This is a genomic window from Vibrio natriegens NBRC 15636 = ATCC 14048 = DSM 759, assembly GCF_035621455.1.
GTDB classification, from domain to species: domain Bacteria; phylum Pseudomonadota; class Gammaproteobacteria; order Enterobacterales; family Vibrionaceae; genus Vibrio; species Vibrio natriegens.
Genome location: NZ_CP141823.1, coordinates 1,553,245 through 1,579,364, shown reverse-complemented (window position 1 = coordinate 1,579,364; position 26,120 = coordinate 1,553,245). Strand labels below are relative to the sequence as shown.

Sequence of the window (26,120 nt, the reverse complement as noted above, 5' to 3'; positions counted from 1 at the left end):
AGTGCACAACTTGACCAATAATTGATCTAAAACATGGAAATTTAATATTAACCCTATTTGATGTCATTAAAAATCAACAAGTTATAAACTGGCACGTTATCTGCAATACTTAGCTAACGCTCGTTAGTTAGTTCGATAGGCGTTGTTGATACATCACTGGGAAGGAGTCCAGTAAAAGCTATCGAACCAATGAAGAAATCTACTTCTTCTACATACCTGACAAGCGAAGAGTGTAATCAAGCACAAACGACAATTTGATTTTACAGGGAAATAAAATGAACGATATCAATGCGACATTCGACTCTGATCATACTAGTAAACCTAAGTTATCGGGGAAAATGGGCCCCACCGCATTAATGCTAACTGTGTTGGCTTTCTCCGCTCCAATTGCTGTTGTAGAAGGGTTCATTCCTTTTGCTATCTATTTTGGTGGTCCTGGTGCAACATTTGCCTTTATTCTTACCTCAGTGCTACTGATCCTGTTTGCAACGGGTTATGTCACCATGGCGCGACACGTACCAAAGCCCGGTGACTTTTATGCTTTTATTAGTACAGGATTAGGTAAGGTAACCGGGTTAGGTGCTGCATTCCTCGCAGTATTTGGTTATCTCTGTGTTTTAGGCGGTACTTACATCTTCTTCGGAGTCAGTACCTCTTCTCTGATATCCAGCCTTGGTGGCCCTGAAACGCATTGGTTTATGTGGACTATTGTAGGATGGGCCGTCGTTAGTACCCTTGGATACTTCCACATTGAACTATCGGCTAAACTACTTTCTATTGCCATGGTTGTCGAAGTTATTATTGTCGTTATCTTCGATGTGTTCGTATTAGCACAAGGTGGATCTGAAGGTCTGTCGGTAGAACCGATGACAATTGGTTCATTTACACAAGGTGACATGGCAGTTACGCTTTTATATACCATTCTTGTATTCATGGGTTTTGAAGCGACCGCTCTATTTAGAGATGAATGTCGTACGCCAAATAAAACCATTCCACGAGCCACTTACGGCGCAGTACTGTTCATTGGTGCCTTATATACTGTTTCTTGTTATGCACTCGTTTCAGCTTATGGTTCGATGGCTTGGGATGTGGCAAAAGAAGCGCCGACCGACATGTTTGCAAAAGCTATTGGCCAATATGTTGCGCCTTTCTTTACTCAGGTAACTTATTGTTCAGTAATCATTTCGCTATTTGCGGCACTGCTTTCTATCCATAATGTTCTTTCGCGTTATGTATTGAACCTGGCAGTGGATCAAGCTCTTCCTGAAACTTTATCACGTGTACATGAACAACATCGCTCACCACACATTGCTTCTATCGTAGTCGCTGCAATTGTTGGTCTTGCAATGATTCCAGCTGCTTCCAGTGGCATGGATGGTGGTGTTCTCTACGGTATCGTTGTTGGTATCGGGGCTATTGGTATTATCTTCCTAATGGGACTGGTTTGCTTTGCTATCATCGGATGGTTTATTAAAACAGGTGTTCCCGAAGAAGAGAATATCTTTAAAGTTTTCATCGCACTTGCTATTGCCGGTATTACACTTATCTCAACTATGATTTTTGCTGCATTGAACCTCGATCTTGTTGTAGGTGGCGAACCGGGTCAGTATAACTGGATTGATGCACTGCTTGTATCTGTATTCCTGTCTGGTTCTATTGTTGCTATGTATTTCAAAACGAAAAAACCTCATGTCTATGAGAGCCTTGGTCGCTCTGACCGTCTGGCAGAGGTGAGCTAGAGTCTTACCTTCCCCTTAGAAGAACGCCAGCTTAAATAAGCTGGCGTGCTTTCAAAAATTCAATCGTCCTCAAACTGTTAGCCCCATTCACTCAGAATTAAGCGAGTTAGAGGGCATAACAAGCATAAAAGAATCCATCACTATAAAAACTTTCAAGGCAAAGGATACATATCAGACATGGCTATTTAACGCCTTGCTAATCATAAAAATAGTATCACTTCTGTTCTTACTCTCAGACGAATAGCAATACATCACGGGTAAAGAACAGTCATCCATAGTGGATACAAAGCTCAATAACTTCTAAAAGGATATATATTAGATGATAAAACTAAAGGATATTTTCACCGTAATACTCCTTCAGAGCATTGCTGTTTGTAGTTATGCTAAAACAATCCTCCCTCCTTCTCAGGATGACTGGGTATCAAGTAAACAGTACGTTCAGGTTAATGATCAGGTTAAGATGGCTTATGTCGAATGGGGAAATCCTGACGCTGAGCCAGTAGTGTTAGTACACGGTTATTCTGATAATTCGAGAGCATATTCAACAATAGCACCGTATCTGAACGACAAGCACTACTTTGCCGTAGACCTTCGTGGTCACGGAAACACATCTGCACCGACGTGCTGCTACTATATCGGCAATTATGCTGAAGATGTCAGTGACTTTATTAATGTAATGAAATTAAAATCACCTGCCCTCGTCGGACACTCACTAGGTTCAATAACAGCCGGTACTCTGGCCTCAATTCACCCTAAGCAGATATCTAAACTGGTCCTGATTTCTTCAGCAGTAAAAATGAATCCAGATGTCAGTAAATGGCTCTACGATACTGTGACTACCCTCAACTACCCGCTTGATCCTAAGGGAGATTTTATTCAAAAAGAGTGGGCACCTAACCCCGGTGATATGGACGAGAAAATGCTTTCCAAGCTACGACAAGAAGAAGCCGCAATGCCTCAAAATGCCTGGGTAGGGACGATCAAGGGGCTGGAAATTATGGATTGGTCATTAGCAGCACGGCACATTTCTGTACCCACGTTAATCATGTGGGGAGATCAAGACGAATTGATGCAAGAAAAACAAAACAATGATCTTCAAAAAGCTATCCCAGACGCCAAAATGATCGTCTACAAAGGATTAGGCCACTCCATGTATTGGCAGCAGCCTGAGCGTTGCGCTAAAGATTTGATGTCATTTATTAACGGATAGCCTAAATAAACAGATAGTCTCAAAGTCCATTCTTAGCAAAAAGAATAATAAAAAGGCAGTGAAATCATCAATTTCACTGCCTTTTCTTTTGTATTCTGTCTCTCAGGTTCATCCCACACTATAAGTCTAAAAATTTAAATGTGGCCGCAAATTAAAAACCTATCACTATAAAATCAATCGCTATGAGTTAATAACTTACTGATTATTAACAAAGTCTAATACACCTTTTGCATTTTTAGAATATTCAGAAGAACGCTCTAATAACTTCATAAACGTTTTTGGGTCACCTTTTTCTTCCGGATAAAGAGCAACACGCGGATCTTCAAACTCTCGAACATAGCCTAAAGAGGCAGCCCCAAAGTCATATCCAATTAATCTCTGCATATCTTCTGGTAAAGTCTTAGCCAACTCAGGAGGTACTGCTAGATATTGATTTTCTTCTTGGCGAAGCCAACCAATACAGTAATCAACATTTAGAGCTCGTCTCCACATATCAGAACGGTTTGGACCGCCTCCATGAATGGTTTTACCAGAATAAATCAGTACTGAGCCTTTTTTCATTTCTGCCGGGACTGTATCCGCCAATGTAAAATCAGTCGGGATCTTAGTATGTTTGTGACTTTTTGGAATAACGCGAGTCGCACCATTTTCATCTGTAAAGTCATCTAGCGCCCAAATAGTGCTAACTTCTGTTTGAAAATCGACAGGGAAATGATCAAACCACTCCCAACACCCTTCATCTCGATGTAAAAACTGTTCCTTATTACCAGGACCAATTGAGATAACTTGTGTCAAATTCAGTTGGATTTTAGAAGCATTGCGGCCTAGATAAGCTTGAGTCGCTCCCACTACTGTTGGGTGCATAATGATCGAATGTGACGATGGAGAACGTGCAATTACAGAGCCACTACGACGAGTCAGTTTTCCTAGTGCATTGTTATCACCATTATCTGTTTCACCAATGTAGCTACGCATTTCTTCGTTGATTGCATCAATGATTGCTCCGTCCACTGCATTATCGATAATGCAATATCCTTCGTCGTCCAGACAGCGCACCACTTCTTCAACCGAGGTATTTGAGGGAAGATGTATTAAAGACATAAAGTATTCCTTGTTAGTCATTTAAACTTACTAAATGTATCGAGGTGTTAGATACCAACCCGAACTAACGGTTGTTAGTATAAATAGTTAGATGCAATCTTGGAGCCAATCTTTAAGAAAGTAGTAAATTAATTACTTTTGTTTTATGTATATTATTGTAAAGTCTAATAAAAAATAACATTACAATGTCCTGGTGATATTGCCAGGTTTTATATCGGCGACTTAAACCAACCAGTTCGCACTAGATTAATGCATACATGATCCGAGTGAGTGCAATTCAGATGTGGAGAGAGGAAATAAAGCGCGGTGAATATTAGATAGGCTAATGGACCCGTATCCTTAACAGTTTTCTCTAAGGTGCTTCTGTCCCGAAGCTAGGCATTCAAAACTAGGTTTTGAGCTAGAAGCGCCCGCCGTGAAGGTTCTGGACAGTATCGTGTTAGTGATTTCCCTAAATTAGTAAAGTACGGATAACTTCAAGTATTGGAAAGTCACTTAGCCTACTTCACGGGGAGACATGATAATAAAAAGTAGAGACACAATAATGCTCGTCTCTACTTTTGAAGAATCAGAGTGCTCCATTAATTATTTAAGGAGTAATTCGCGTTCAATTCTTTCTCTGGCTTCTATAGCTTGAGTTGCCATTTTTTCAGGGAAGCCGAAGTAAGACACGCAAGCAATCGCATCACCACCAACCTTGAACTTTTTATTAGCGAAGTCCATGTCACGCAGTGTTGAAAAAACAGCATCAAAATCTACGTCACCTTCTCCCATAGCCAGATGCTGGTGTACCGTTACATCAGCTGAACCTTTTCCATTTAGCCATGGTGGATTTAATATGTAACGCGTGTCTAAGGTCTGATTAAATGTATCTGCAAAAAGTACATGGGATAAATCATCGCCAGCATACTGCAGCATCTGACGTACATCACCTTTGCCTTGGTCATAAAAAAATCCGTGTGCCGCTGAGTACACGTAGGTCAGGTTGTCTGAGCGAAATGATTTTACCAAATCACAAGTCTCATTATTCAACTCACAAAAATCATAAGGGTGCGATTGGATTTCAACACGTATACCTTCTTTTTCAAATAGAGGAAGGAGCTCTTCCATAGAACGAAACCACATTCCATTACAGATTTCTTGCTGATTTGGATCGCCAGAAAGTTCGGTATTAATCACCTGAACATCCATATCAACAGCAATTTCAATCAATCTTTTCCAATTTGCTACCGCATGTCGGCGTTGTTCTTCTGTCGGACCAGACCAACGATAGACACAAATAAAGGAAGAGATATCAACGCCAGCTTGTCTGAGGGCTTTCTTGTACTCTGCCTCACATTCTCGGGAGAACAGCGGATGTTTATAAAAAGGATTAATACGCGGGTGAGGAGACTGTTCAATATATTTATAACCCCAGTCTGCAACTTGGTGAACCATATCGGAAATACTCATCTGCTTTGCGAGTACATCTACATCTAATGCAATCTTCATCTTTACTCCAAATTTTAGTCAAAAAATAACTACTCTAATAAATCTCATAATCTAACGATTATTAGATTATATGTTTCACAAGTGGCGTAAAGTGAAATATTCAATTCATATAGACTATCTTTGGATTCCGTGATGAAGCTTGAAAAATCAATAGAAAACCAACCATACCGTTGCTTTTAACCATGCGCTAGTAGGTACTTTAGTCTTGATTAATACTGACGTTAACGCTGTTCATATCCAATATTCCAATGTACTATAGAATATTAGATATAGGTATGAAGCAGCACAGTCTACGTACCAACGCTAGTACACTGCAAACAGAACTGACTCAAGAATCCAACGAACTCACATACTTAATACTCCGATTTAAGTTGTAGGCTCGTGGTTCTATGAAGTTCGGGGCTGTTAACCCACCCATCAGATAGTAAAGAAAAAATGAGGAAAGAATAAAAATGGTGAATATGTTGTATTTTTGCCTGGTAGTGGGCATTGGCTCAACCATCATTCTGGATTTATGGGTAACACTTGTTGAAAAAATGCTTGGCATTCCACAAACCAATTGGGGCATAGTCGGACGTTGGATTTCCGGAATACCAAAAGGGAACTGGGTTTTAGATACATCAATTGATAAAGCCCCAAATGCACAAGAAAAGACGCTTGGTTGGTTATTTCATTATGTCGTCGGTATTGGTTACGCTGTCCTGATCATTCTATTGTTTGGCGCTGGTTTTATTGATGAACCTAGTATAATGCCAATCATTGTTGTCGGCTTAGTACTAAGTACCCTTGCTGGATTGGCCATCTTAATGCCTGCGTTAGGAGCTGGCTTTATGGGACGATTAGTACCGAACTGGTCTGCAATGTTTATTTACTTAGTCGTTGCACACGCGGTATTCGCAGCAGGCCAATATGGTTTCTCGATACTGTATATTTCATAACGAGAAAGCAAAGCGCTGAACACCTTAGGTGGCTACTTGCTCTGTAGTCACCTCATTCAATTTTCCAATTTCAAACCTTTCTCGTACAACAGCACTTTTAACTTAAGCAATACTCACCACTTTTCTAAAAACAGTTCACAAGCGTCAAGTAGCTGCTCTCGAGCCGTGCCGTCTCTTGATTGAATAGAAAGGCCATTGATGAATGTATCAAGCATCATAACAAAACTGTTGGCATTCAAGCTTTGCGGAAATTCACCGTCCTTTAATCCTCGTTGAACACAGCTCATTAAGGCACTCCGAATATCATTGCGTACAGAAAGGGCCATCTGTTCAATTTCTTTATTATCATCACAACAATTAAGCCCGGAAAGCACCGCCATACATCCTGTCGGTGTCACTGAAGAAGTTTGCATGTTAATAGTTTTAACCAGCATATTTTTAATCGCTGACTTTGCAGGGACGCTTTCATTATTAAGTTCAGAAAGCGTCTCGCCACAAGTATGGGTGTAGAGCTCCAGACACTCTTGGTACAGTGCTCTTTTTGAACCAAATGCAGCATAAAAACTGGCAGCAGAAAGGTTCCCCAACGCTGTACGCAGTTCAGCCAGTGATGTACCTTCAAACCCTTTTTGCCAGAACAGATCCATTGCTCTTTTTACCGCTTCATCGCGGTTAAATTCTCTGGGACGCCCTGTTCGAGCCATATCAATACCTCACAAAATAAAGAAAATACATTAATTCGTTGCCAGTTAAAGAACTGGATATTTTAACTGATTTAAAAACAACAAGCCCGAAACATATACCATGTTTTCGGGCCTGATTCTTACTAAATGTAAGCTTTATAGCGTCACTTAGAACGCCATTGAGCCCAATTAGTCATCTAAGCTAGCTAAATATTGCTCAGCATCAAGTGCTGCCATACAACCTGTGCCCGCTGAAGTGATCGCCTGACGATAGTGGCTATCACTCACATCACCGGCCGCAAACACCCCCGGAAGACTGGTCATAGTCGCATTACCATTCGTGCCAGAATTCACTTTTAGGTAACCATTATTCATCTCTAACTGGTCCTGGAAAATACCCGTATTCGGTTTATGTCCAATGGCAATGAATACACCATCCAGTTCAAGATTTTCGGTTTCTTGGGTTTTGGTTGATTTGATTCGTAAACCTGTCACACCCATGTCATCACCCAACACTTCATCAAGTGTGGAATGCCATTTAATGGTGACTTTCCCTTGTTTTACTTTCTCAAATAATCGGTCTTGCAGTACCTTTTCCGACGTTAACTGATCACGTCGGTGAATCAGGGTAACGTGTGAAGCGATATTGGCGAGATACAAAGCTTCCTCAACCGCAGTATTACCACCACCGACAACAGCAACCGGTTTATTTCTGTAGAAGAAACCATCACACGTTGCACAGGCTGATACGCCACGTCCTTTAAACGCTTCTTCACTTTCCAGCCCCAGATACTTAGCGGTTGCACCGGTCGCTATAATCAGCGCATCTGCCGTATAGGTGCTTTCACCCCTCAACACAAAAGGCTTCTGATTCAGATCAACCTGAGTGATGTAGTCATATTCAATCTCAGTGTTAAACCGTTCTGCATGCTCTTTTAACTGCGCCATTAACTCTGGCCCCTGAATACCATCAGGGTAACCCGGCCAGTTCTCAACATCCGTTGTAGTGGTCAGTTGACCACCGACTTCGATACCAGTGATTAATAGTGGCTCAAGGTTAGCCCGGGCGGCATAAATTGCAGTGGTATAACCGGCAGGGCCAGAACCCAAGATGATTAATTTGCGATGTTTACTCATACTCTGACGTCTCTGTTTATTTTGCGCTTAGTACAAGTTCTTCAAGTTGTGGTGCTGGCATCATACCCGCAGAACGAGTCACTTCTTTACCATCTTTAAATACAACCACTGTAGGAATACTTCTTATGCCAAGTTGAGCAGCGACTGATGGAAATTCATCAATATTCACTTCACCCATAATTAATGAATCATCAGCAACACGGCCAGCCACTTCATCATAGATTGGTGACATCATGCGACATGGCATACACCACTCTGCCCATAGGCGAACAGCAAATGTAGAGCCATTTTGTAGATTTTCCTGGAATGTAGCGTCATTCAATGTAGTTACTTTAGATGTCATGATATTTCTCCTAACTATTATGGAATACTTAATCCATAATTGAGACGTACAAAGTCGTCATTTAATCGTCACCTTGCACATTAATAACACTGGTGCGTTCTCAGTTATTTGAGATATTTTTCAACCTGACGTTGAAGATCATCGCTAAGAATCACACCATCGATTCTTTTTACTTCTTTACCATTCTTGTAGATGACGATAGTTGGGATACTTCTGATACGACACCGCTCAGAGAGTTCCTGATGTCTGTCAATATTCACATCATAAAATTCAGCTTTGCCACTGAGTTTCTTTTCTGTTTGTTGATAGACCCGAGTCATCATCCGGCAAGGTGGACACCAACTTGCCCAGAACCGAAACAGGGAGACACCCTGTTTCTGCTTAACGACCTGATTAAATCGCTTGGTATTCGCATCTAAAACCGGCATGCAAATTTAACTTATTCAGCGAAAGTTACGTTCGCTTGTGCGGTAACTTCCACACCAGCTTTACGTGCAAGGTTTCCGATTAAACAAATCTTGTCAGCCTTTGCTGTGTATTCTGTTGCCTTAGCAAGGTCGTCTTGTGTTGCCGCTTTTGACAATACGATGTTTGCGATGTGATGAATGGTGAAGTTATCGCCTTCTTCCTGAGCTTTGGTTTCCACTTTCATAGAGTCCAGCGGAAGCTTTTTGTTATCAGAAATCGCTGTCAACGTAGAAAGAAAACAAGCAGCAGTAGACCCTACATACAGCTCTTTCGGATTGCTGTATTCACCCAAACCACCGTAAACTGCAGGAATACTGATTTTAGTCGACAGGCCTTCACTCTCGATCAAACCTGAACCTTTCATACCACCTTGCCAAGATAGATCTAATTTAATATCCATAATTTTTCCTCACTATATGTATCTAAGAATTTGAATTTACTTATTCTTGGGTTACTAACTTTTGGTTGTCTTTCGACTCCAGGACACCGCTGTATACAATTAGTAGTACACTGATAGCGACCACGGCCGCAGCGGCTGGTGCCGTTGCTAATAGCCCATATTTGGCAACAACGAAGCCACCAATCGAAGCGCCAACGGCAATACCAAGGTTGAACGCTGCGATATTCATACTGGATGAAGCATCAATCGCTTGCGGGAAATGCTTTTCGGCTTGCTGCACAACATACAGCTGAAGAACCGGCACGCTACCAAATGCTGCTGCACCCCAAATCATCACTAACGGAATAACGTAGTATTTGTTGGTTGCAACGAAGCCAAACAGAAGCAATGTCAGAGCCAACGAAATGAAAATGCCCGCCGATGCTTTCAAAGGACCTTTTTTATCCGCCCATTTCGCCGCGTAAGTATTGCCGAACACAACTGCGATACCGTAGAAAATCAAAATGGTGCCGATTGCTGACGTTGAGAATCCGGTAATTTTCCCCAGGATTTCTGACAGGTAGGTATACGCAATAAATGAACCGCCATAGCCAATCCCCGTGATCAGGAATACCAGTAGCATGCGTGGAACACCGATAACAGAAAGTTGTTTGAATACACTTGCTGGTTTAGGGCGCTTAAGGTTTGCGGGTAACAAGAACCAAAGTGAAACCATACTCACAAAACCCAGTACACTGATTAGCGCAAATGCCGCACGCCAGTTGAGCCATTCCGTGATAAAAGCCCCTGCCGGAACACCAGAAACAATCGCGACAGTCATACCAGAAAAGACAATACCGATCGCGCGGCCAGACTTATCTTTAGAAACTAAGTCCGCAGCAATCACTGTTGCGATGGAATAAAAAACACCTTGAACCACACCCGCTAAAACACGACCTAAAAGAAGTAACGAATAGCTTGGTGCAAGAGTCGTTAACAAGTTCGCCAGAGCAAACAGAAGCATCAACCCAACGGTTAATTTTCTGCGGTCATATTTGCTCGAAAGTGCAGTTAAAATCGGAGCTGCAACTGCAACACCTAACGCGTAGTAAGAAACAAGTTGTCCAGCCGTCGGAATGTCGACATTCATGTCACCTGCAATAATGGGCAAGATACCCACTACAACAAATTCTGCCATACCAATCCCGAACGCAGCTGCTGCGAGTGCATATAAAGCAACAGGCATAAGTAAAAAACCTTAATTATAGAACGATTGATCTACAAGTTATGATCGATAAGGTTTTCTGTCAATACATTTAAAGATCGACCGTTCCACAATTAAGTAGAAAGTGATTATTCAGTAAAAACAACTTCAACCTAATTTATTGTTTTTAATAAAATTAGTGATTGATTACTGACGAGTGGACATTCTGAAATTTTTTAGATTAGAAGATAAGCGAATAGAAAAAAAGAATTGGGTGAGGAATGTATTCCACTTATCGTATAGGTGTTATTGTTCGCCAATTATTAAGCAAAGCGACATCCACAATATGACGATACAAATCTAATATTTCTATGGTGCTCACACGGTAATAGACTCGATTTCCCTCTCTACGAGTGATTAATACACCATGAGTTCTCATGACACGTAAGTGAGCTGAAACAGATTTGACACCAATCCCCATTGCGTTGGATAAGTCTTCAACACACCTTTCATGCTCGCTGAGTAGATCAATTAACTGTAAACGCTTTTCGTGACCAAGTGCTTTCACAAAGTCACCTACATTTTCATACGTAGTAGAATCTAATAAAACCGCTTCCTCTATAGAAACGCAATTCGAACAGCGTTTACAAATAACGCCTCTAGATGATAATCACTGACCAAGACTAAAGAAAAAGGGCTACCCAAATGGATAGCCCTACCAACAAGCTAATTATGGATATGCTTTATAAATCGCATGACCAAATACATCTTCCGCCGCTTCATGAACCCCTTCTGCAATGGTTGGGTGACCATGAATAGTTGAGATGATATCTTCAATGGTCGCACCCATCTTGATAGCCAGTGCGCCTTCGTGAATCATATCGCTCGCACGTGGTCCAAGGATGTGCATGCCTAGTACTTTTTCAGTTTTAGCATCAACAACAAACTTTACTGTACCGTGCTGTTGAACGATCATAGTTTTTGCATTACCTGCTAAATCAGATTTACCAAGTTTAATGTCGCCAACGGCTTCTTTAGCCGCTTTTTCTGACAAACCAACGCTAGCAAATTCAGGGCTTGTATAAACACAAGCTGGAGTTGTTGAACCGTCAAACGCAACTTCACTACCTTTAACCATATTCTTCGCAGCAACGATGCCTTGTTCCATAGCAACGTGAGCTAGCATGTAACCACCAGTACAGTCACCTAATGCGTAGATATGAGGTACATTTGTTTGCATGTATTCATTAACAGCGATAGCACCTTTCTCTACAACAACATCAGTATTTTCAAGACCAAAGCCAGTTACTACTGGTTTACGACCTACAGACATCAGTACAGTCGACGCTGATAGTGATTCCTGCCCATTTTCAGTTTCGAAGAATACTTGCACACCCTTATCTTGTTTCTCAATTGCAGAAACTTTAGCGTTCACACGGATATCAACACCTTCTGCAGTCAAAGCTTGAGCAAGCTGTTCAGATAATTCGTCATCCATATGAGACAGAATTTTGTAGTGCGCTTCGATGATTGACACTTTAGAACCAAGACGAATCATAAGCTGAGCAAACTCAACACCAATTACACCACCACCGATGATGACTAATTCTTCTGGAACTTCAGTCAGAGAAAGTGCTTCATTACTAGTGATAACGTCAGGTAAATCAGAGCCAGGAATGTTGATCATGGTAGGAACAGAACCAGTTGCCAATACAAGCTTGTCGAATTCAATCTCCTGCTCTGTACCATCAGCGGCAACCACTTTTGCTTTATGATCAGAAATGATTTCAGCAGTACCATATAGAACTTCTACGTTTTTGCTTTCAACTAACCCGTTTACGCCGGTAGTGATCGTATCAAGAATGTGACGTTTACGCTTTTGTAGTTGCTCCATATCTACTGAAGCAACTCCAACATTAATACCTAATTCTGCAGCATGCTTAATCTCATGAAGCACATCTGTAGTATGCAATAGTGTTTTAGTTGGGATACAACCCTGGTGTAAACAAGTACCACCTAGTTTGTATTTCTCAACAACGATAGCTTTCGCACCAAATTCAACTGCTTTAATTGCCGCTACATGACCACCAGGACCACCACCAATCACTAAAATGTCAGTTTTCATAAAAAGCCTCTATATCCAATATTCTAAAGATTTTAAGAATTAACTGACAGTGAGATTAGCATAAGGAAGGAAACAAAAATTGCTTCTGATCAATATTATTCTAGTAATCTAAGGATTTTTAGAATAATGGGTATCTGCTAGTAATTTACAGAGCAAAAGAGACATTAACTCAATTACCTTTGTCTTCCTGTAGATAAGGGGGGAATAGATTACATGAAACTATAATCTATTGATTAATATGACATTATGGCGAATTACTTCGCGACCTCAAACCCTGACGCAGCCCATTCATCTAAGCCATTGCGATACATTTTTACGTTCAGCCCTTTGTCCTTAAGGATATTTGTCGCATCAATAGCTTGAATACAATAGTAGCCTTCGCAGTAAACCACGACCATCTCATCTGAATTTTCATAGTTTTCGGCCCATTGTGTAAGTTCATCAACAGGGATAGAAATTGCGCTAGGAATATGACCTTCTTCGTACATATCGGATTCACGAACATCCAATAACACAGTTTTCTTCGACTCTAATGCACCAAGTAGGTCTTTAAGCGTAAGACAAAAATCACTATTTTTGTCTAAAGGGGTGATATCTTTATTGGATAATGCCACTTCCCATAAAGACTGAAATAATTTCAATATGTTGTCGTTACGTAGTCGATAATAAACCCTAAGACCTTCTTTACGTGTAGTAAGGATTCCCTGAGTTCTCATGACCTTAAGGTGGGCAGAAACTGATTTAACGCCAATTCCCATAGCGGTAGCTAAGTCTTCGACACAACGCTCATGGCTACTAAGCAACTCGATAATTAATAACCGCTTTTCATGCCCTAAAGCTTTTGCAAACTCACCAACATTTTCATACGCATAAGAATCAACCAAACTTCTGTCTCCAAACCCAATACTCGTGACTAGACAGGTGAGTATACATTGGCAGGGTTTACAAATCATCATTAACAAATTCTATGTAACCAGGTGAACAACTGCATTAGAAATAATAGGTCAAATGACCAGCCTCAAAAATGTTGCGAGCAAATGATCTAAGTGGAAATGGGGCACAAACGAGCTAGCCGCGATCGTGCTGGCACGCCTCTGGAAAAGAAAATAGTTCTATCACTTCCCCTGGTAATATGTAAGTCGACAAAATCGGTTGGTAGTTAAGGTACGACAGAGTCGCTCACTTTCTTGATGAGTACAATAATTGTGGTGGTCTATCCATTCGTTAACTGTCATAAACAGAAAACAAATACAAACAAAAGCCTGGCATAAGCCAGGCTATTTTCAACAACTTAATTCTATTTTTTACTTGGTATATCTTTCACGGTAACAGAACCAACACCCTCGTTGTCAGACAATTCCTTGGCAGGATCAAAATACACCACGGATCCCAATTGCATCCCCGCTTCGGCCATAGGGTTCTGAATAACCTGAATCACTAGTCCATCAGCTGGGCTGGTATATTGTTTGGCGACATGTCCAAAAGCATCATACTGAGTAAACATTAAGTCGCCTTTTTTAACCTTATCGAGTACCTTGATCTCCGGCACGACAAATCCACCGTACTCAGCCGTAACATCCAGCCATACATTCGTATCTACGATGTCTTGATAGGTCTGGAACTCCCCATCTATAACATCAGCGAATCGCAATAAGTTTATTGCTCCTTGCAGCGCCTTTTCTACCCATTCCGGTTCATATACTTCACGAGAGCCAATTTCCAGAGTGAATGCTGGTACACCGATAGAATTATATGCGCCAGAAACGGACGTGGTTCCCGAACTATTGATCGTCGCGTTAAGAGGGAACAATCGTGTTAGTTGTTTCACAGCAGGAATACTCAAATCTGAATAGGCAGCTAATGGAAATGTTGTCGGGTTAGCGGTATGCATATCTAACGCAAAATCAGCATTATCTTTTAGCAAATGGTTCCAAAGTGTATATGAGTAACGTTGACTGCTGCTAACGACCGAGTCCAATGCAACTTGACGATTAAGATTACTGTTTACTTTTACTGGACCAGAGGGTACGAACTCGCGAATATTATTTATCAAGCCGGGGATATTGTACTGATGAACGATTGTCACTGTTCCTGACATTTTTTCAGTATCGAGTTGTTGTTTGATTAAATTTGCCGTTAAGTAAGGGTTCATTTCGTTTGCATGTACCCCAGCAACAAACATAACAGCCTTACCTGGAAGTTTGCCTTTAATCACGGTTACCGGAACATAATAATACTGGCCTGTATTAATTTGGTCACCGGCTCGAAAAAATAGTTCCGATACACTATTACTATCAAAGTCTTTCACATCCAACTTTGTAATAACTTTTCGTCCTTGAATAACATCTCCGTTATAAATAGTTTCCGCCATTAGAGGAGTGGAAATAATGGCAGTCATTAAAACTGTGAGCGATATTTTTTTCATTCTATCTTCCTTATATAATTCTGCTTATGGAATAGGCATTACTGTTTATATAAAACAGCATCACTATTTTTATGTAAATAATTTAGAACTTACCCATAGCCTTTATTAACCGACTATGTACGTAAATTAAAATGACTGAAATATTTAGGAATAAAAACTTATTCCTTCACCTTGAGTAATTCGAGTACCTGATTCACCATTAATCACTGCGTCCAACTGGTCTAACGCACCAATCGCTGCATCACCATGCCCCCGACTGACAAAGCGACATACTGCATCTATTTTTGGCCCCATAGATCCTGCCGGAAAATCATAGTTTGATAGTTCTTTTGGTGTAGCGCATTTAATAGCTTGTTGATTTTCCTTACCGTAGTTGAGATAAACTGCACCGTCGGTCAGAATAATAAATAAGTCAGCTTCAATCTGTTCTGCCAGCAATTCAGCCGTTAAGTCCTTATCGATTACACATTCTACGCCAACCAACTTACCGTCTTGCGCTTCAAACACCGGAACGCCGCCACCGCCACAAGCAATGACCGTGTTGCCGCTTTCTAGTAGACGGGTAATCTGTTCCGACTCAACGATATTTTGAGGTTGAGGTGATGCTACAACTCGACGGTAGTAGTCGCCATCTTTCTTGTAGATAGCCGCAGGATTCTCTGCACGCAATGCTTCGATATCTTCGTCTTTATATACAGGGCCAACGAACTTGGTTGGATCGTCAAATGCACTATCTTCGATATCGACACATGTCTGGGAGAACATCGTTGTTATATGTAATTTATTATCAGCATTGAATAACTCTTGCTGCAACATATAACCAATCATACCGCAGGTTTGTGCACCCAACACATCCAATGGATACGCGGTCACTTCTGGCTTTTGTTGTTGATACTGGCTATTTTGTTCCATCAGTAAGCCCACTTGTGGACCATTGCCATGAACAATAACTACTTCATGTTGCTTGGCAATTTCCGCTATCGCTGCGGCAGCTTTTTTAATATTGATACGTTGGTTTTCTGCTGTTAATGGTTGGCCGCGTTCTAATAAAGCGTTACCGCCTAGTGCTAAAACAATTCTCATTGGTACACCTCTACTGTTAGCCCCCATCAAGACATAGAACATGTTTAATGTTCTTATAATTAGCCACTGGGGATTGCGCCAGCGTCTTCACTGGCGCAGTCATTAAGTGTTATGGGACTAAGCCCCTATCTATTCTCTTAATTACATCTTTTTGGCAAATGCGAGTAACGCTTTCTCAAAACATTCGATTGGTGGGTTAGTGATACCACAACCGATCATGCCTACGCCTGGTTCTTTGTGAGCGATAGCGGTGTTGATGATAGGCAAAATGCCTGTTTCTAGTACCTTACGCACATCAATACCAGACGAAATGCCTTTGAAATTAAGTAGAGGGATCGTGACGTTTGGGTTAGTGTCGGTCGTGATTTCATCCATTTGAATTGAGTAATCAATTGCTTCTCCCACTGTTCCACCAACCAAAGCAACGATTGCAGGAGCCGTTGCCATAGCAAAGCCACCAATGCCGTATGTTTCAGTGATCGCACTATCACCAATATCCAGGCCAGAGTCTTCAGGCTTGTAACCCGCAAATAGAGGACCAACCACTTTTTGTGCAGGCCCAGTAAACCAAGTAAAACCAGGCATACCACTCATTCGAATACCAAACTCCACGCCGTTTCGTGCCATTGTGGTCACAATAGTACTGTTTTCGACACCGTGTCCCGCATCCAGTGCACACTTACACATTGCCATCCACGTAGGACCAGAGAAGTAATCACTAGAGGCAATAAACTCGAATACTTCGCGTTTTTGCTCAATTGTGAAGTCTGTCTGTAGAATTCGTGGCGTCAGAGCCTGAGATAATAATGCCGTACCTGCGTTGTTACGGTTGTGGCACTCATCGCCCATATGCAGTGCTTGTGCTAGCATCAGGCGTAGGTCGATCGGTCCACCGATTTCCATTGCCGCTTTTAGCATTGGACCTAGTACTTCGCGCATCCAAATTAGACGCTCAACAACGCTCTCATCGTTTGCACCCATACGTAGGATTTTCGCCATCTGTTCACTGAGGTTGGTGTACGCAATGTTACCGTAAGTTTGGTTCTTCACTACGTGCATGTACATAGATGCAGAAGTGACACCTGCCATTGAGCCAACACAGTCGTGCTCGTGACAAGGTGAGAAGGTAATCTCACCTGAACCAGCAAGTCGGAATGCTTCATCTAAGTTGCTAGCAAGGCCTTCAAAAATCAGCGCACCTGTCACCGCACCGCGCATTGGGCCATTCATATCTTCCCATGCAACCGGTGGACCTGCGTGAAGGATTGTAGTTTTGGTCATGCCCGGAACAACATCGATCGCTCGCTCGTAACCTACCAGCACTGGATGTGAATTAATGATGCGTGTTACCGCTTCTTCGTTTGCCGACTCGATTTTGTCAGCGACTTCTGGCTGTGCCAATTTATCCAGAGCATCAATCACTGCTTTGTTACCACCAGCAATTGGCTGCCAGCTTACTTGAGTAACAGGCGCTTGTTGTTTCTGAATATCCTGTTTAAAAAATTCCAAACCTACATTTATCACATTCAGATCTGAAAATAGTTGTGCTACTTTGCTCATTTTTATTCTCCTTTGCTCACAAAACCACGTGCCAGTAATCCGGTGTTTTGGCTACTGCTGGAGATAGTGACGCCCACTTGTGCCAGTTTCTCAATTTGTTCATTCATGTCTGGACTATCTAAATCCGTACCTAGAACATAACCAAGGATTTCTAAATGTTGTCCACGAGCTTCGGCTTTTTGTTTCGCTTCAATGATGGCAGGAATCGTTACACCGACTGGATCTTCGTGAGAACCGTAGCCAATCACAAAATCAAGAACGATAACGCCGACTTCTGGATCGTCAGCTTCTTTAAGCAAACGCTCTATGCGTGATGATGGATCAATCATTGGATGAGGACGACCATTAGTGAAATCATCGTCACCAAAATCAATGAAGGTATGTGCTTGGCTATCGTTAATATCAGTCAAACGTTGTTCTGGTTTTTTCGCGATATTGCTGTACACATCTGAGAAATATTCTCGTGCTAACATCATCGATTCTTCACACAGAGTACCGCCACAGAATAGACCGCGGATGTACTTTTGCTCTGGTTTCAGCTTCGCTTTGATTTCTTCAATTAGGGGGAGATTAAGCGTGCGTTTGTTAATACCAGCTTCGTCGATGCCCGCAAGGATAACCGCTTGTAGCGCTGCTTCTTTGGTGGTTTTCGCAAAATGCGCTCCTGCTTCTACCACAGGCGCTTCATCGCCGCCAAGTAGACACACGACAACAGGTTTCGACATTGATTTCACTTGCTCAAGCACTTTGGCTTCAACGCTTTTCGCTGCAGGCTTAGAAACGATGAGTACAACTTCAGTGTTAGGATCGGCTTCAAGTGCACGTAAACCATCTAGCATCATGATACCACCAACGGCTTCGCTCAAATCACGACCACCGGTCCCCAGTAGCTGAGTAATACCGCCGCCAAAGTCATGGACTCGTGCTGCTACTTCCTGGCTACCTGTACCCGATGCACCAACGATACCAATTTTTCCAGTGCGTACTTTATTCGCAAAGCAAAGGCCCACGTTATTGATGATCGCAGTACCGCAATCAGGCCCCATCATCAACAAGCCCTTTTCATGAGCTAACGTCTTTAGCTCGACCTCATCTTCAACTGAAACGTTATCACTGAACATCAATACATGCAGATCATTATCCAGTGCCATTTTTGCTTCACGTTTAGCAAATTCGCCCGGTACCGAAATAATCGCAAGATTAGCTTCTGGCTGGTGCTTTAATGCACTTTTTAGAGTAGTAAATTTCTTTTCTTGCGAACCGCCTAATCCAGCAGTGGCGTTATCGCCACCTTTTAATAATTTTTCAACTTCTTCTAGCGTCTGTTCACAAGCTTTTTCACTAACTGCTTTAATAACAACAAATAGGTCACCGCTGTTCGAACTGCGAATTTCATCGTCCAATAAACCTACATTATCTAATACACCTTTATTCATGTCGGTAGCCATTGCGACAAACGCCTGCTCGACATCTTTTAACTCATTGACTTTTGTAGACAAAGCCATTAACGACACCGAATCAAAATACGTGTTTTTTTTGACTGTTACTTTAACGAACATATTCGCCTCTTTTATATCTATACTTTATTTTGGCAATAGTGATACCAACTCTGTCACTATTGCCACAAAGTGTGAATAACGAAATAATTTTATAAATTATTCCAATTAATAAATCGTTACTTATTAATTGAGTAGTTGAAGTTTAAATTCCAATAATTCACTTTCATCATCACAAACATCAATTGCATAATTTACGAGTATTAATGCTTGTTGATTTTCGCCAATTAACTCTAACGACTTTCCTTTATGTAAATAATACAGAGCATTGGTGGAATCATGAGTAATTGCATTTTCAATCGCGCATATCGCTTCGCTATGTCGGCCCAATGAACGCAAGCTATTCGCCAAATGGAACGAGTAATCGTACCGATTTGGATCCACCGCTAACAATTGACGCATTGTGTCGACGGCGACTTCATGCAAGCCTAACTCACGCAGGTAGTTCGACTTGTGATAACGCACAAACGATGAGTTAGGATCCGCTGCGATCCCGAGATCAAACTCCGCTAATGCTTGCTCACTCTGTTTTGCCAGTCGGTAGCTATTAGCAATATACAAATGAAATTCAGCAGGGTTATCACTCAACGGCAAAGCTTCGCGGTAAGCATCAACTGCTTCTTGATAACGGCCCAATTCCATTAGCACATAGCCGTGGTAGTAGTGATAACCTACTTTGTCATAAAAGTCAGATGGGTTCGCAACCAATATACCTAGAGCTTGCTCGTATTCAAAAGCGGCTATATGTGCTTTGACTTGACGCAATAAGTTACTTTGGCGTTGACGCAGTGCTTCAGCGTTAGTCATTAGCTCGACAATTTTCGTTTGCTTTCGCGCTTGTGCATGTTGTAGAGCACTAATACCGTCACGATCTTTAAGGTGTTGATCTGCGCCTGCACCTAATAGAACCTCAATCACATCACCATATAAATAACCACCATCACCCAGAATGACCGCTTCTAGCAACGCAGACCAACCGAGTTTATTTACGTGGTTGACCGGAATACCAGCCTCTAGGCTGACTTGTACAGTACGCAAAAAACCTTTTTCACTTGATGGTAGCAGTGGAGTACCACCAAAACGGTTAACACTAGTCACATCAGCACCATATTTGAGAGTTAGTGACAACAGCTCGTGAAAGCCATTTGCGCCCGCACACAGATAAGGCGTTAGCATAGTCACATCGCCTGCATTAGCATCTGCACCCTTTTCCAATAGCAACGCAGCCATAGCAACATTATTATTTTGCACCGCAATCATCAGTGGCGTGCAGCCGTTGTTATCACGGGCGTCAATTAAGGCACCATTATCTAACTGTCGCATCACATCGTTCGGTGAATCTGCTTTGACTAGGTCGTGTAGTGATATTGAAATATTACTGTTCATAATGCTTCCTTTACGCCGTTTCCGACTTCAATTTCTGTGCTTCTAATTCAGTTACATTTTCTTTCACGTTGGCAAAGTGCTTGATGCCGAACAGCCCAGCAAGCATTAAGTAGGAGTACACAAACATCATTGATTCGGGTTGAGCGAATCCAACACCATTTGCGTGAATGAAACCGATGATTGAAAGGAATGCCGCTATAAGTGCCGCTACCACAGCGCGCAGAGGCGTGTTATTGATAGCAAAGACCACCATACAACCCCATAGCAAGCTGGCAAGCGGTGCACCGTTACCTAAGCCGACCATACCTTCGTAGTAAATACCTTTAGCTGCCAGTGCATCAATTCCCACTTCATACGCGTTCGTGCCTGCCGTTGCCAATGTATTTTTGAACATGGTAAGTGCCCAGTATCCAACCCAAGGGAACAAGCAAACAAAGATAGCTGGAACTTCGAGTTTTGGTGACTCACGCACCACTTGGTTGGCAGTAACGATGCCGATGTAAACAAGGATTGGAGCTATAGCCGCACCTGGGATCAAGCTGAGTAGTAATGCGCCCAAACCAAGCAGAGACACCACAAACATGATCACGCCGTTAAACAAGGTGTAACCAATACCCGCACCCATTTCTTTGTATGCCGCGTGCCCCACATATACCGTCACCGGGAATGGGTTACCTAAAAACGCACCAACCATTGAAGATAGGCCATTAACCGTCATGACTTTACGTGTTGGGTATGCATCGCCTGCCGCATCCGCACTTTCAATGTTCTCCAAGTCAAATACATAGTTCGCCAGACCTAGTGGTACTGCTGATGCCAAGTAAGGCAGTGCATGAGGGATGCCTTCAATGAAATCATCTATGTGCAAACCCGGAGGGTTAAAGCCCATATCAGACAACGACGCAACAATGGCCTCTGGCGACTGTAGACCAAATACCCAAGCCAGTACCGTACCGACAAGAATCAGTAGTAGACCGGTAGGGATTTTAGGAAACAGCGGCTTTGAGCCAAACCAGTTAATGAAAATCAAACCAAGAACCACAAACGAGACAACCGGAGTGGAAAACGCTTGCAGCATCGGGTTGAGAGCCAATAATGTTAGACCAAGTCCCGCAAGGCAGGAAAGCAAGACGGTGCGAGGCACAATACGGCGAATCGCATCACCAAAGAAAGAGCCTACGAGTAGGATCATCGCCTCGACAAAACACCAAACCAATGCAATCTGAATTGCAAACTGGGCGTTTTGCGTGGTTTGGTATACCGGCATAATCACCAAGAAGGTCACAGTAAAAATAGAGGGAGCACTCGGACCAGAAGGAAGCGCCGTTACATCGTCACGCCCTGTTTCTTTTTTCAGCTTGTAAGCAAACCACGCGTAAAAAACACTCGCGCACATCACCGCAAAACCGAATGCTGGTGCCACTTGGCCCATCACAAAATCTTTAGGTAAGCCAACCACAAAGAGCAACAAGCCCATCATGGTTAATAAGTTAGTTAAGTTATTAGTAAATAGGCCAAAGAATGCAGCCCAATCGCCTTTTCGCCATATTTTTTTCATATCCATAGTTATTGTCCTAATGTTATTAACTGTTTTTTCATATCGTTAAAACAAGATTAAAACTACCAAGATTGGATAAGATTTATAAATTAATAAAATGGATGACTATTATCTAAACTTTTAATGGCAGCTCAAAAACACTACGCATTGACACAAACCGATAACAAAACCGGATGAAAATAGTGGATTTATGTGATGACAGGCAAATTATTCCCGATTTATTAGCAGAATCTTTAACTCTATATTTATGAAGTTAATCACACCCGCATTAAGATCTGTGCTTACTGGAATATTTAAAATACAAATAGACACGATTCAGTCACTGAATTGTTATCTATGTAAATTAAAGATTCTTGGTGATCTTCTGGAATATGTCACTTTGAGCGACTAATTATCAGAAGATGAAAGATAAGAATTGAATTGAAATGAATACCCAAGTAAAACAGAAATCACTTGGGCATCAAAAGCGTTCAAGACAACTGAGAGTAGAAGCTTTGTGTAGACGCTGACTCAATGATTGAGCTCTGGCTGATGTTGTCGCAATTTAGGTAGACGTAAACAGAGTAATGTTGCAAAAAATAACGACATGACTTGCATCGTCCAACCGCTGGAAAACTCCCCAGTCAACTCAACGAAAAGGATAAAAGCCAGCGGAAATAAAGACGCCAGTAAAAAGCCACCGCCTTGCATGATCACACTTAGCGCGTTGGAATGCTCGAGGCTTTGATACCGCTCCAAGGCCAATAACATACAAATTGAGAAACCGCCTCCCAACCCTATACCGCTAAGCGCAGCCCAGAGGTATGACAACGGCTGGGGCCAAAACATCACACCGAGCAACCCCAAAATTAACGACGTTAACATCGCCATCAGCCAAACACGCCGATCGCCAGATTGTTTGATTCTCATCGGCAACAGCAAGGCGCAGCACGCCTGTATTAGCGACAACGCGAAGATCAAATGGCTGCTCTGCTCAGGAGCGAACCCTAGTTTTTGATAATACGGAGGCAACCAAGTCACAATTGACGCATACCCACCGTTAACAAGCGCGAACAAAAGCACCAATTCCCAAGTACTGATTTGCCGAAAAAGTTGTGTCCATTCGCTGCGACCGTTCGGTGATATATTTCTGCGCGGTAGTCCCACGCTAGCCAGTATCAAAGTCAGCAAACAGGGTAACGCCAACCACGCCATACTTTCACGCCACGATAGGCCTTCACCGATTAGCGTCTGGCTGACCAATGCCCCCAGCGCCCCACCAACCATTAGAGAAGCGGAATAACAACCGATGACGACTGGCATCTGCTTTGTAAAATGCTGTTTAATCAAGCGTGGGACACAAGACTGTATCAATGCCACGGCACCGCCACAAACAAATGTAGAGAGCAACAGAATCGAGCCGTTTTCAGCAAACAGTCTCAGCGAGTTACCTATCATTAACATCAGCAGGGCCAAAAGCAAATAATTGATCTTTTCTGCAAGAAACGGAAAGCGAGTGATAATTAACGCCCCAGCCCCCATTAGCGCCATTGGAATTAACGTCAGCAGTGAAGTCACCGAATAGCCTAGACCCGTATCCTGGACTATTTGCTCAATAGAGGGGCCGATTGCGACCAAAAATGGCCTTAAATTCAGTCCAATTAATATCACTATCGCAAATACTCTGATCGATAGTATATTTTGCGTATATTTATCGTACATTTACCTATAGCATCGAATAAATTATTTGAATAGAAAATTTTACGTAGTCGATGAGCAATAGTTAAATTAATCTTTTGAATCGTGGTCATGTATAAATCGAATGATGGTTTACTTTCCATATTAAAGTGTTAGCTTTAGAATTAGTTGCTTGGTAATGATTTAAATTAAGCACTTAATTTCATACACCAAATTATTGATCAAAAATAAAACGATTTATATGTGGATATTCGAGGAAATGAGTTAATGAAATTGATCCACCCCCAATTACTACTTACTTATATCGCCGTTTGCGAAACAGGAAGCTTCACCCGAGCTGCAGACCGGATCCATAACTCGCAGTCCACCATCAGTCAACAGATTAACCGACTCGAATCGATCATCGGCGATACCCTGCTGATAAGAACGCCACAAAAAGTCACCCTAACCGAAAAAGGCGAGTTTGTATTGCGCTATGCGCACCGCATCATTGAGCTGAACAGCACCATGTTGGACAACTTAAACGCCACTTCCGAACAAACCATTATTAAAATAGGTGTACCAGACGATCTTTCTGTCGACGTCACACGCGCCATTATCCCCTTCCAACAAAGCGATAACGTTCTATTTGAATTTACTTCAGGTCTTAGTAACGATCTTTATCAATCCTACTTAACGGGAAAATACGATATTGTACTTGCCAAACAGCAGATTCTAGGTAACGCCTTTGCATTTCGCCATGAGCCTTTGCTTTGGCTAGATAGCGCTTCGGCGCCGGCGTTCCACCATCCCGTTGTTCCATTGGTGTTATTCCCAACAGGAGCCTTGTACCGCGACCATATTATGACTTCACTCGACCAACTGGGCTACAGCCACAGAGTCAACTACTGCAGCAGCAATTTATCGGCGATCATGACCGCATCAGCGATTGGCTTTGGTGTTACGTTGTTGCCTCGCACCTGTAAGACACACGAGCATGTCATCGTTGAAGAGCTCCAATCTCTCGCTCCAGCCGACGACCTTTATTTAGGTCTCTATATTGCGGATATGCATAGCCCTGTCTTGCATAAAATCGCCACGACATTGGTTCGTTTATTTGAACTTGAACACACGCACACTGGTAAATCGCATATATAACAGCAGTCACAATTAGAATGGACGTTATTAAAATTTCACAGCCTCTCTTTAAAGAGTTAGAAGTTAAACCTTATATTTGTGTTCAAGTTCACTCCGTATTTAATTCTGCGTGTAATTTGAACAGTGAGTTAGGGTTAATTTCCGTGATTAGTGAAACAAAAAGAATGAACCCGCGCGCTTTAATGGTCAACGATACGAATTGGTTTCAACATTTGCAGCCAAATCATATGGTTGAACTTGTTTTTAGTCAGAAGGGGTCTCCCCCTCGACCATATCAACTAAAAATTAATCCGCAGTCTGTGATCCAATTTTCTCCATATTTGAGTCACAAAATCTCGTTAACCCAACAGATAAAGACGACGATCTACAACTATTTATATGCCCATCAGAAAGAAATGGGCATCTACCCTTTACTGTGCCTCAGTGAAAAGTTGGCAATGTCATCCACTGTCACTTACTACTCACCTATGCTGTCGGATTATTTTCTCCCTAAGCTATTTTCGTTTATAGATGCGGTAGCGAGACATTCTTTAACCATTGATTTAAAGTGCTTTGTTGGTTTTGGTTCAGGATTAACGCCTTCTTCAGACGACTTGCTTGTTGGCTTACTTTCGGTATTGGATGTGCTTGAACATCCATACTTTGCCACCTTGCAATCTGCTTGTCTCAACGCAGTGGACAGAACCACTGATGTGAGTCGCGTCATGCTACAATCAGCCTGTGAGCACCAATACAGTCAAGAGATAGTCGAACTATATTCCGCCATTAATAATGAAAAGCATATTGGAGAAGCAATTAGTCATTTATTATCAATTGGTCACTCTTCTGGGCACGATACCTTGTGCGGTATTTATATTGGCTTAATATTTTTCGCTTAATATATTCTAACCGTCTCTTTTATACCCAAGTAACCTCAGTAT

23 protein-coding genes are annotated in these 26,120 nt (G+C 42.0%); 5 read left to right on the top strand and 18 right to left on the bottom strand.

All coding sequences use genetic code 11. The features are described 5' to 3' along the window. The first annotated feature begins 275 nt into the window (after positions 1 to 275). Complete coding sequence (locus VER99_RS21500; RefSeq protein WP_324707814.1) at positions 276 to 1,739, top strand: APC family permease; 1,464 nt, start codon at positions 276 to 278, stop codon at positions 1,737 to 1,739. A 319-nt stretch (positions 1,740 to 2,058) separates the two neighbouring features. After that, complete coding sequence (locus VER99_RS21495) at positions 2,059 to 2,949, top strand: alpha/beta fold hydrolase (protein ID WP_020336068.1); 891 nt, start codon at positions 2,059 to 2,061, stop codon at positions 2,947 to 2,949. A 195-nt stretch (positions 2,950 to 3,144) separates the two neighbouring features. Here VER99_RS21495 and VER99_RS21490 read toward each other — a convergent pair whose 3' ends face one another. Together VER99_RS21490 and VER99_RS21485 are read right to left on the bottom strand one after the other, a co-directional pair. Next, positions 3,145 to 4,050, bottom strand: a complete 906-nt coding sequence (locus VER99_RS21490) for a phytanoyl-CoA dioxygenase family protein (protein WP_020336069.1) — start codon at positions 4,048 to 4,050, stop codon at positions 3,145 to 3,147. A gap of 585 nt (positions 4,051 to 4,635) precedes the next feature. Then, positions 4,636 to 5,541 carry a sugar phosphate isomerase/epimerase family protein gene (locus tag VER99_RS21485; RefSeq protein WP_020336070.1) on the bottom strand — a complete coding sequence of 302 codons (906 nt, stop codon included), beginning with the start codon at positions 5,539 to 5,541 and terminating at the stop codon, positions 4,636 to 4,638. A 452-nt stretch (positions 5,542 to 5,993) separates the two neighbouring features. Between VER99_RS21485 and VER99_RS21480 the strand changes: the two genes are divergently transcribed. Further along, the gene (locus VER99_RS21480; RefSeq protein WP_020336071.1) at positions 5,994 to 6,479 is read left to right on the top strand and encodes a DUF2938 family protein; all 486 of its coding nucleotides are present in this window, start codon (positions 5,994 to 5,996) and stop codon (positions 6,477 to 6,479) included. Positions 6,480 to 6,592: 113 nt separating this feature from the next. On the opposite strand, the gene VER99_RS21475 is transcribed toward VER99_RS21480, so the two are convergent. The 16 genes from VER99_RS21475 to VER99_RS21400 all read right to left on the bottom strand — a co-directional run bounded on the left by VER99_RS21475 (position 6,593) and on the right by VER99_RS21400 (position 24,087). Next, the gene (locus VER99_RS21475) at positions 6,593 to 7,183 is read right to left on the bottom strand and encodes a TetR/AcrR family transcriptional regulator (RefSeq protein ID WP_020336072.1); all 591 of its coding nucleotides are present in this window, start codon (positions 7,181 to 7,183) and stop codon (positions 6,593 to 6,595) included. Between the two features lie 168 nt (positions 7,184 to 7,351). Next, positions 7,352 to 8,299, bottom strand: coding sequence for a thioredoxin-disulfide reductase (trxB, locus tag VER99_RS21470; RefSeq protein WP_020336073.1), 948 nt, complete (start codon positions 8,297 to 8,299; stop codon positions 7,352 to 7,354). Between the two features lie 16 nt (positions 8,300 to 8,315). Beyond that, a complete protein-coding gene (locus VER99_RS21465) occupies positions 8,316 to 8,642 on the bottom strand; it encodes a thioredoxin family protein (RefSeq protein WP_020336074.1) in 327 nt (108 codons plus the stop codon). Between the two features lie 104 nt (positions 8,643 to 8,746). Further along, positions 8,747 to 9,070 (bottom strand): thioredoxin family protein, encoded by a 324-nt coding sequence (locus tag VER99_RS21460; RefSeq protein ID WP_020336075.1) that lies wholly within the window; start codon positions 9,068 to 9,070, stop codon positions 8,747 to 8,749. A gap of 11 nt (positions 9,071 to 9,081) precedes the next feature. Beyond that, positions 9,082 to 9,510: an OsmC family protein gene (locus tag VER99_RS21455; RefSeq protein WP_020336077.1), complete on the bottom strand. Its 429-nt coding sequence runs from the start codon at positions 9,508 to 9,510 to the stop codon at positions 9,082 to 9,084. A gap of 40 nt (positions 9,511 to 9,550) precedes the next feature. Beyond that, the gene (locus tag VER99_RS21450) at positions 9,551 to 10,735 is read right to left on the bottom strand and encodes an MFS transporter (RefSeq protein ID WP_020336078.1); all 1,185 of its coding nucleotides are present in this window, start codon (positions 10,733 to 10,735) and stop codon (positions 9,551 to 9,553) included. Between the two features lie 250 nt (positions 10,736 to 10,985). After that, complete coding sequence (locus tag VER99_RS21445; RefSeq protein ID WP_236614679.1) at positions 10,986 to 11,261, bottom strand: ArsR/SmtB family transcription factor; 276 nt, start codon at positions 11,259 to 11,261, stop codon at positions 10,986 to 10,988. A gap of 162 nt (positions 11,262 to 11,423) precedes the next feature. Continuing rightward, positions 11,424 to 12,818 carry a dihydrolipoyl dehydrogenase gene (gene lpdA, locus VER99_RS21440; RefSeq protein WP_020336079.1) on the bottom strand — a complete coding sequence of 465 codons (1,395 nt, stop codon included), beginning with the start codon at positions 12,816 to 12,818 and terminating at the stop codon, positions 11,424 to 11,426. A gap of 254 nt (positions 12,819 to 13,072) precedes the next feature. Next, positions 13,073 to 13,702 (bottom strand): ArsR/SmtB family transcription factor, encoded by a 630-nt coding sequence (locus VER99_RS21435; RefSeq protein WP_020336080.1) that lies wholly within the window; start codon positions 13,700 to 13,702, stop codon positions 13,073 to 13,075. Between the two features lie 413 nt (positions 13,703 to 14,115). Continuing rightward, the gene (locus tag VER99_RS21430; RefSeq protein WP_020336082.1) at positions 14,116 to 15,243 is read right to left on the bottom strand and encodes a succinylglutamate desuccinylase/aspartoacylase family protein; all 1,128 of its coding nucleotides are present in this window, start codon (positions 15,241 to 15,243) and stop codon (positions 14,116 to 14,118) included. Between the two features lie 144 nt (positions 15,244 to 15,387). After that, positions 15,388 to 16,326 (bottom strand): carbamate kinase, encoded by a 939-nt coding sequence (locus VER99_RS21425; protein ID WP_020336084.1) that lies wholly within the window; start codon positions 16,324 to 16,326, stop codon positions 15,388 to 15,390. Positions 16,327 to 16,467: 141 nt separating this feature from the next. Continuing rightward, positions 16,468 to 17,886 (bottom strand): YlbE family protein, encoded by a 1,419-nt coding sequence (locus VER99_RS21420; protein ID WP_020336085.1) that lies wholly within the window; start codon positions 17,884 to 17,886, stop codon positions 16,468 to 16,470. A 2-nt stretch (positions 17,887 to 17,888) separates the two neighbouring features. Beyond that, a complete protein-coding gene (gene fdrA / locus VER99_RS21415) occupies positions 17,889 to 19,445 on the bottom strand; it encodes an acyl-CoA synthetase FdrA (RefSeq protein WP_020336086.1) in 1,557 nt (518 codons plus the stop codon). A gap of 123 nt (positions 19,446 to 19,568) precedes the next feature. Then, positions 19,569 to 20,828 carry an ankyrin repeat domain-containing protein gene (locus VER99_RS21410; RefSeq protein ID WP_020336087.1) on the bottom strand — a complete coding sequence of 420 codons (1,260 nt, stop codon included), beginning with the start codon at positions 20,826 to 20,828 and terminating at the stop codon, positions 19,569 to 19,571. Between the two features lie 10 nt (positions 20,829 to 20,838). Then, positions 20,839 to 22,392: a hypothetical protein gene (locus tag VER99_RS21405; protein ID WP_020336088.1), complete on the bottom strand. Its 1,554-nt coding sequence runs from the start codon at positions 22,390 to 22,392 to the stop codon at positions 20,839 to 20,841. Between the two features lie 504 nt (positions 22,393 to 22,896). Further along, on the bottom strand, positions 22,897 to 24,087 hold the full coding sequence (locus tag VER99_RS21400) for an MFS transporter (protein WP_024372894.1): 1,191 nt from the start codon (positions 24,085 to 24,087) through the stop codon (positions 22,897 to 22,899). Between the two features lie 243 nt (positions 24,088 to 24,330). Between VER99_RS21400 and VER99_RS21395 the strand changes: the two genes are divergently transcribed. After that, entirely contained in the window at positions 24,331 to 25,200 is an 870-nt protein-coding gene (locus tag VER99_RS21395) for a LysR family transcriptional regulator (RefSeq protein ID WP_020336090.1), read from the top strand. A 17-nt stretch (positions 25,201 to 25,217) separates the two neighbouring features. After that, complete coding sequence (locus VER99_RS21390) at positions 25,218 to 26,078, top strand: oxamate carbamoyltransferase subunit AllH family protein (RefSeq protein ID WP_020336091.1); 861 nt, start codon at positions 25,218 to 25,220, stop codon at positions 26,076 to 26,078. Positions 26,079 to 26,120 lie beyond the last annotated feature (42 nt).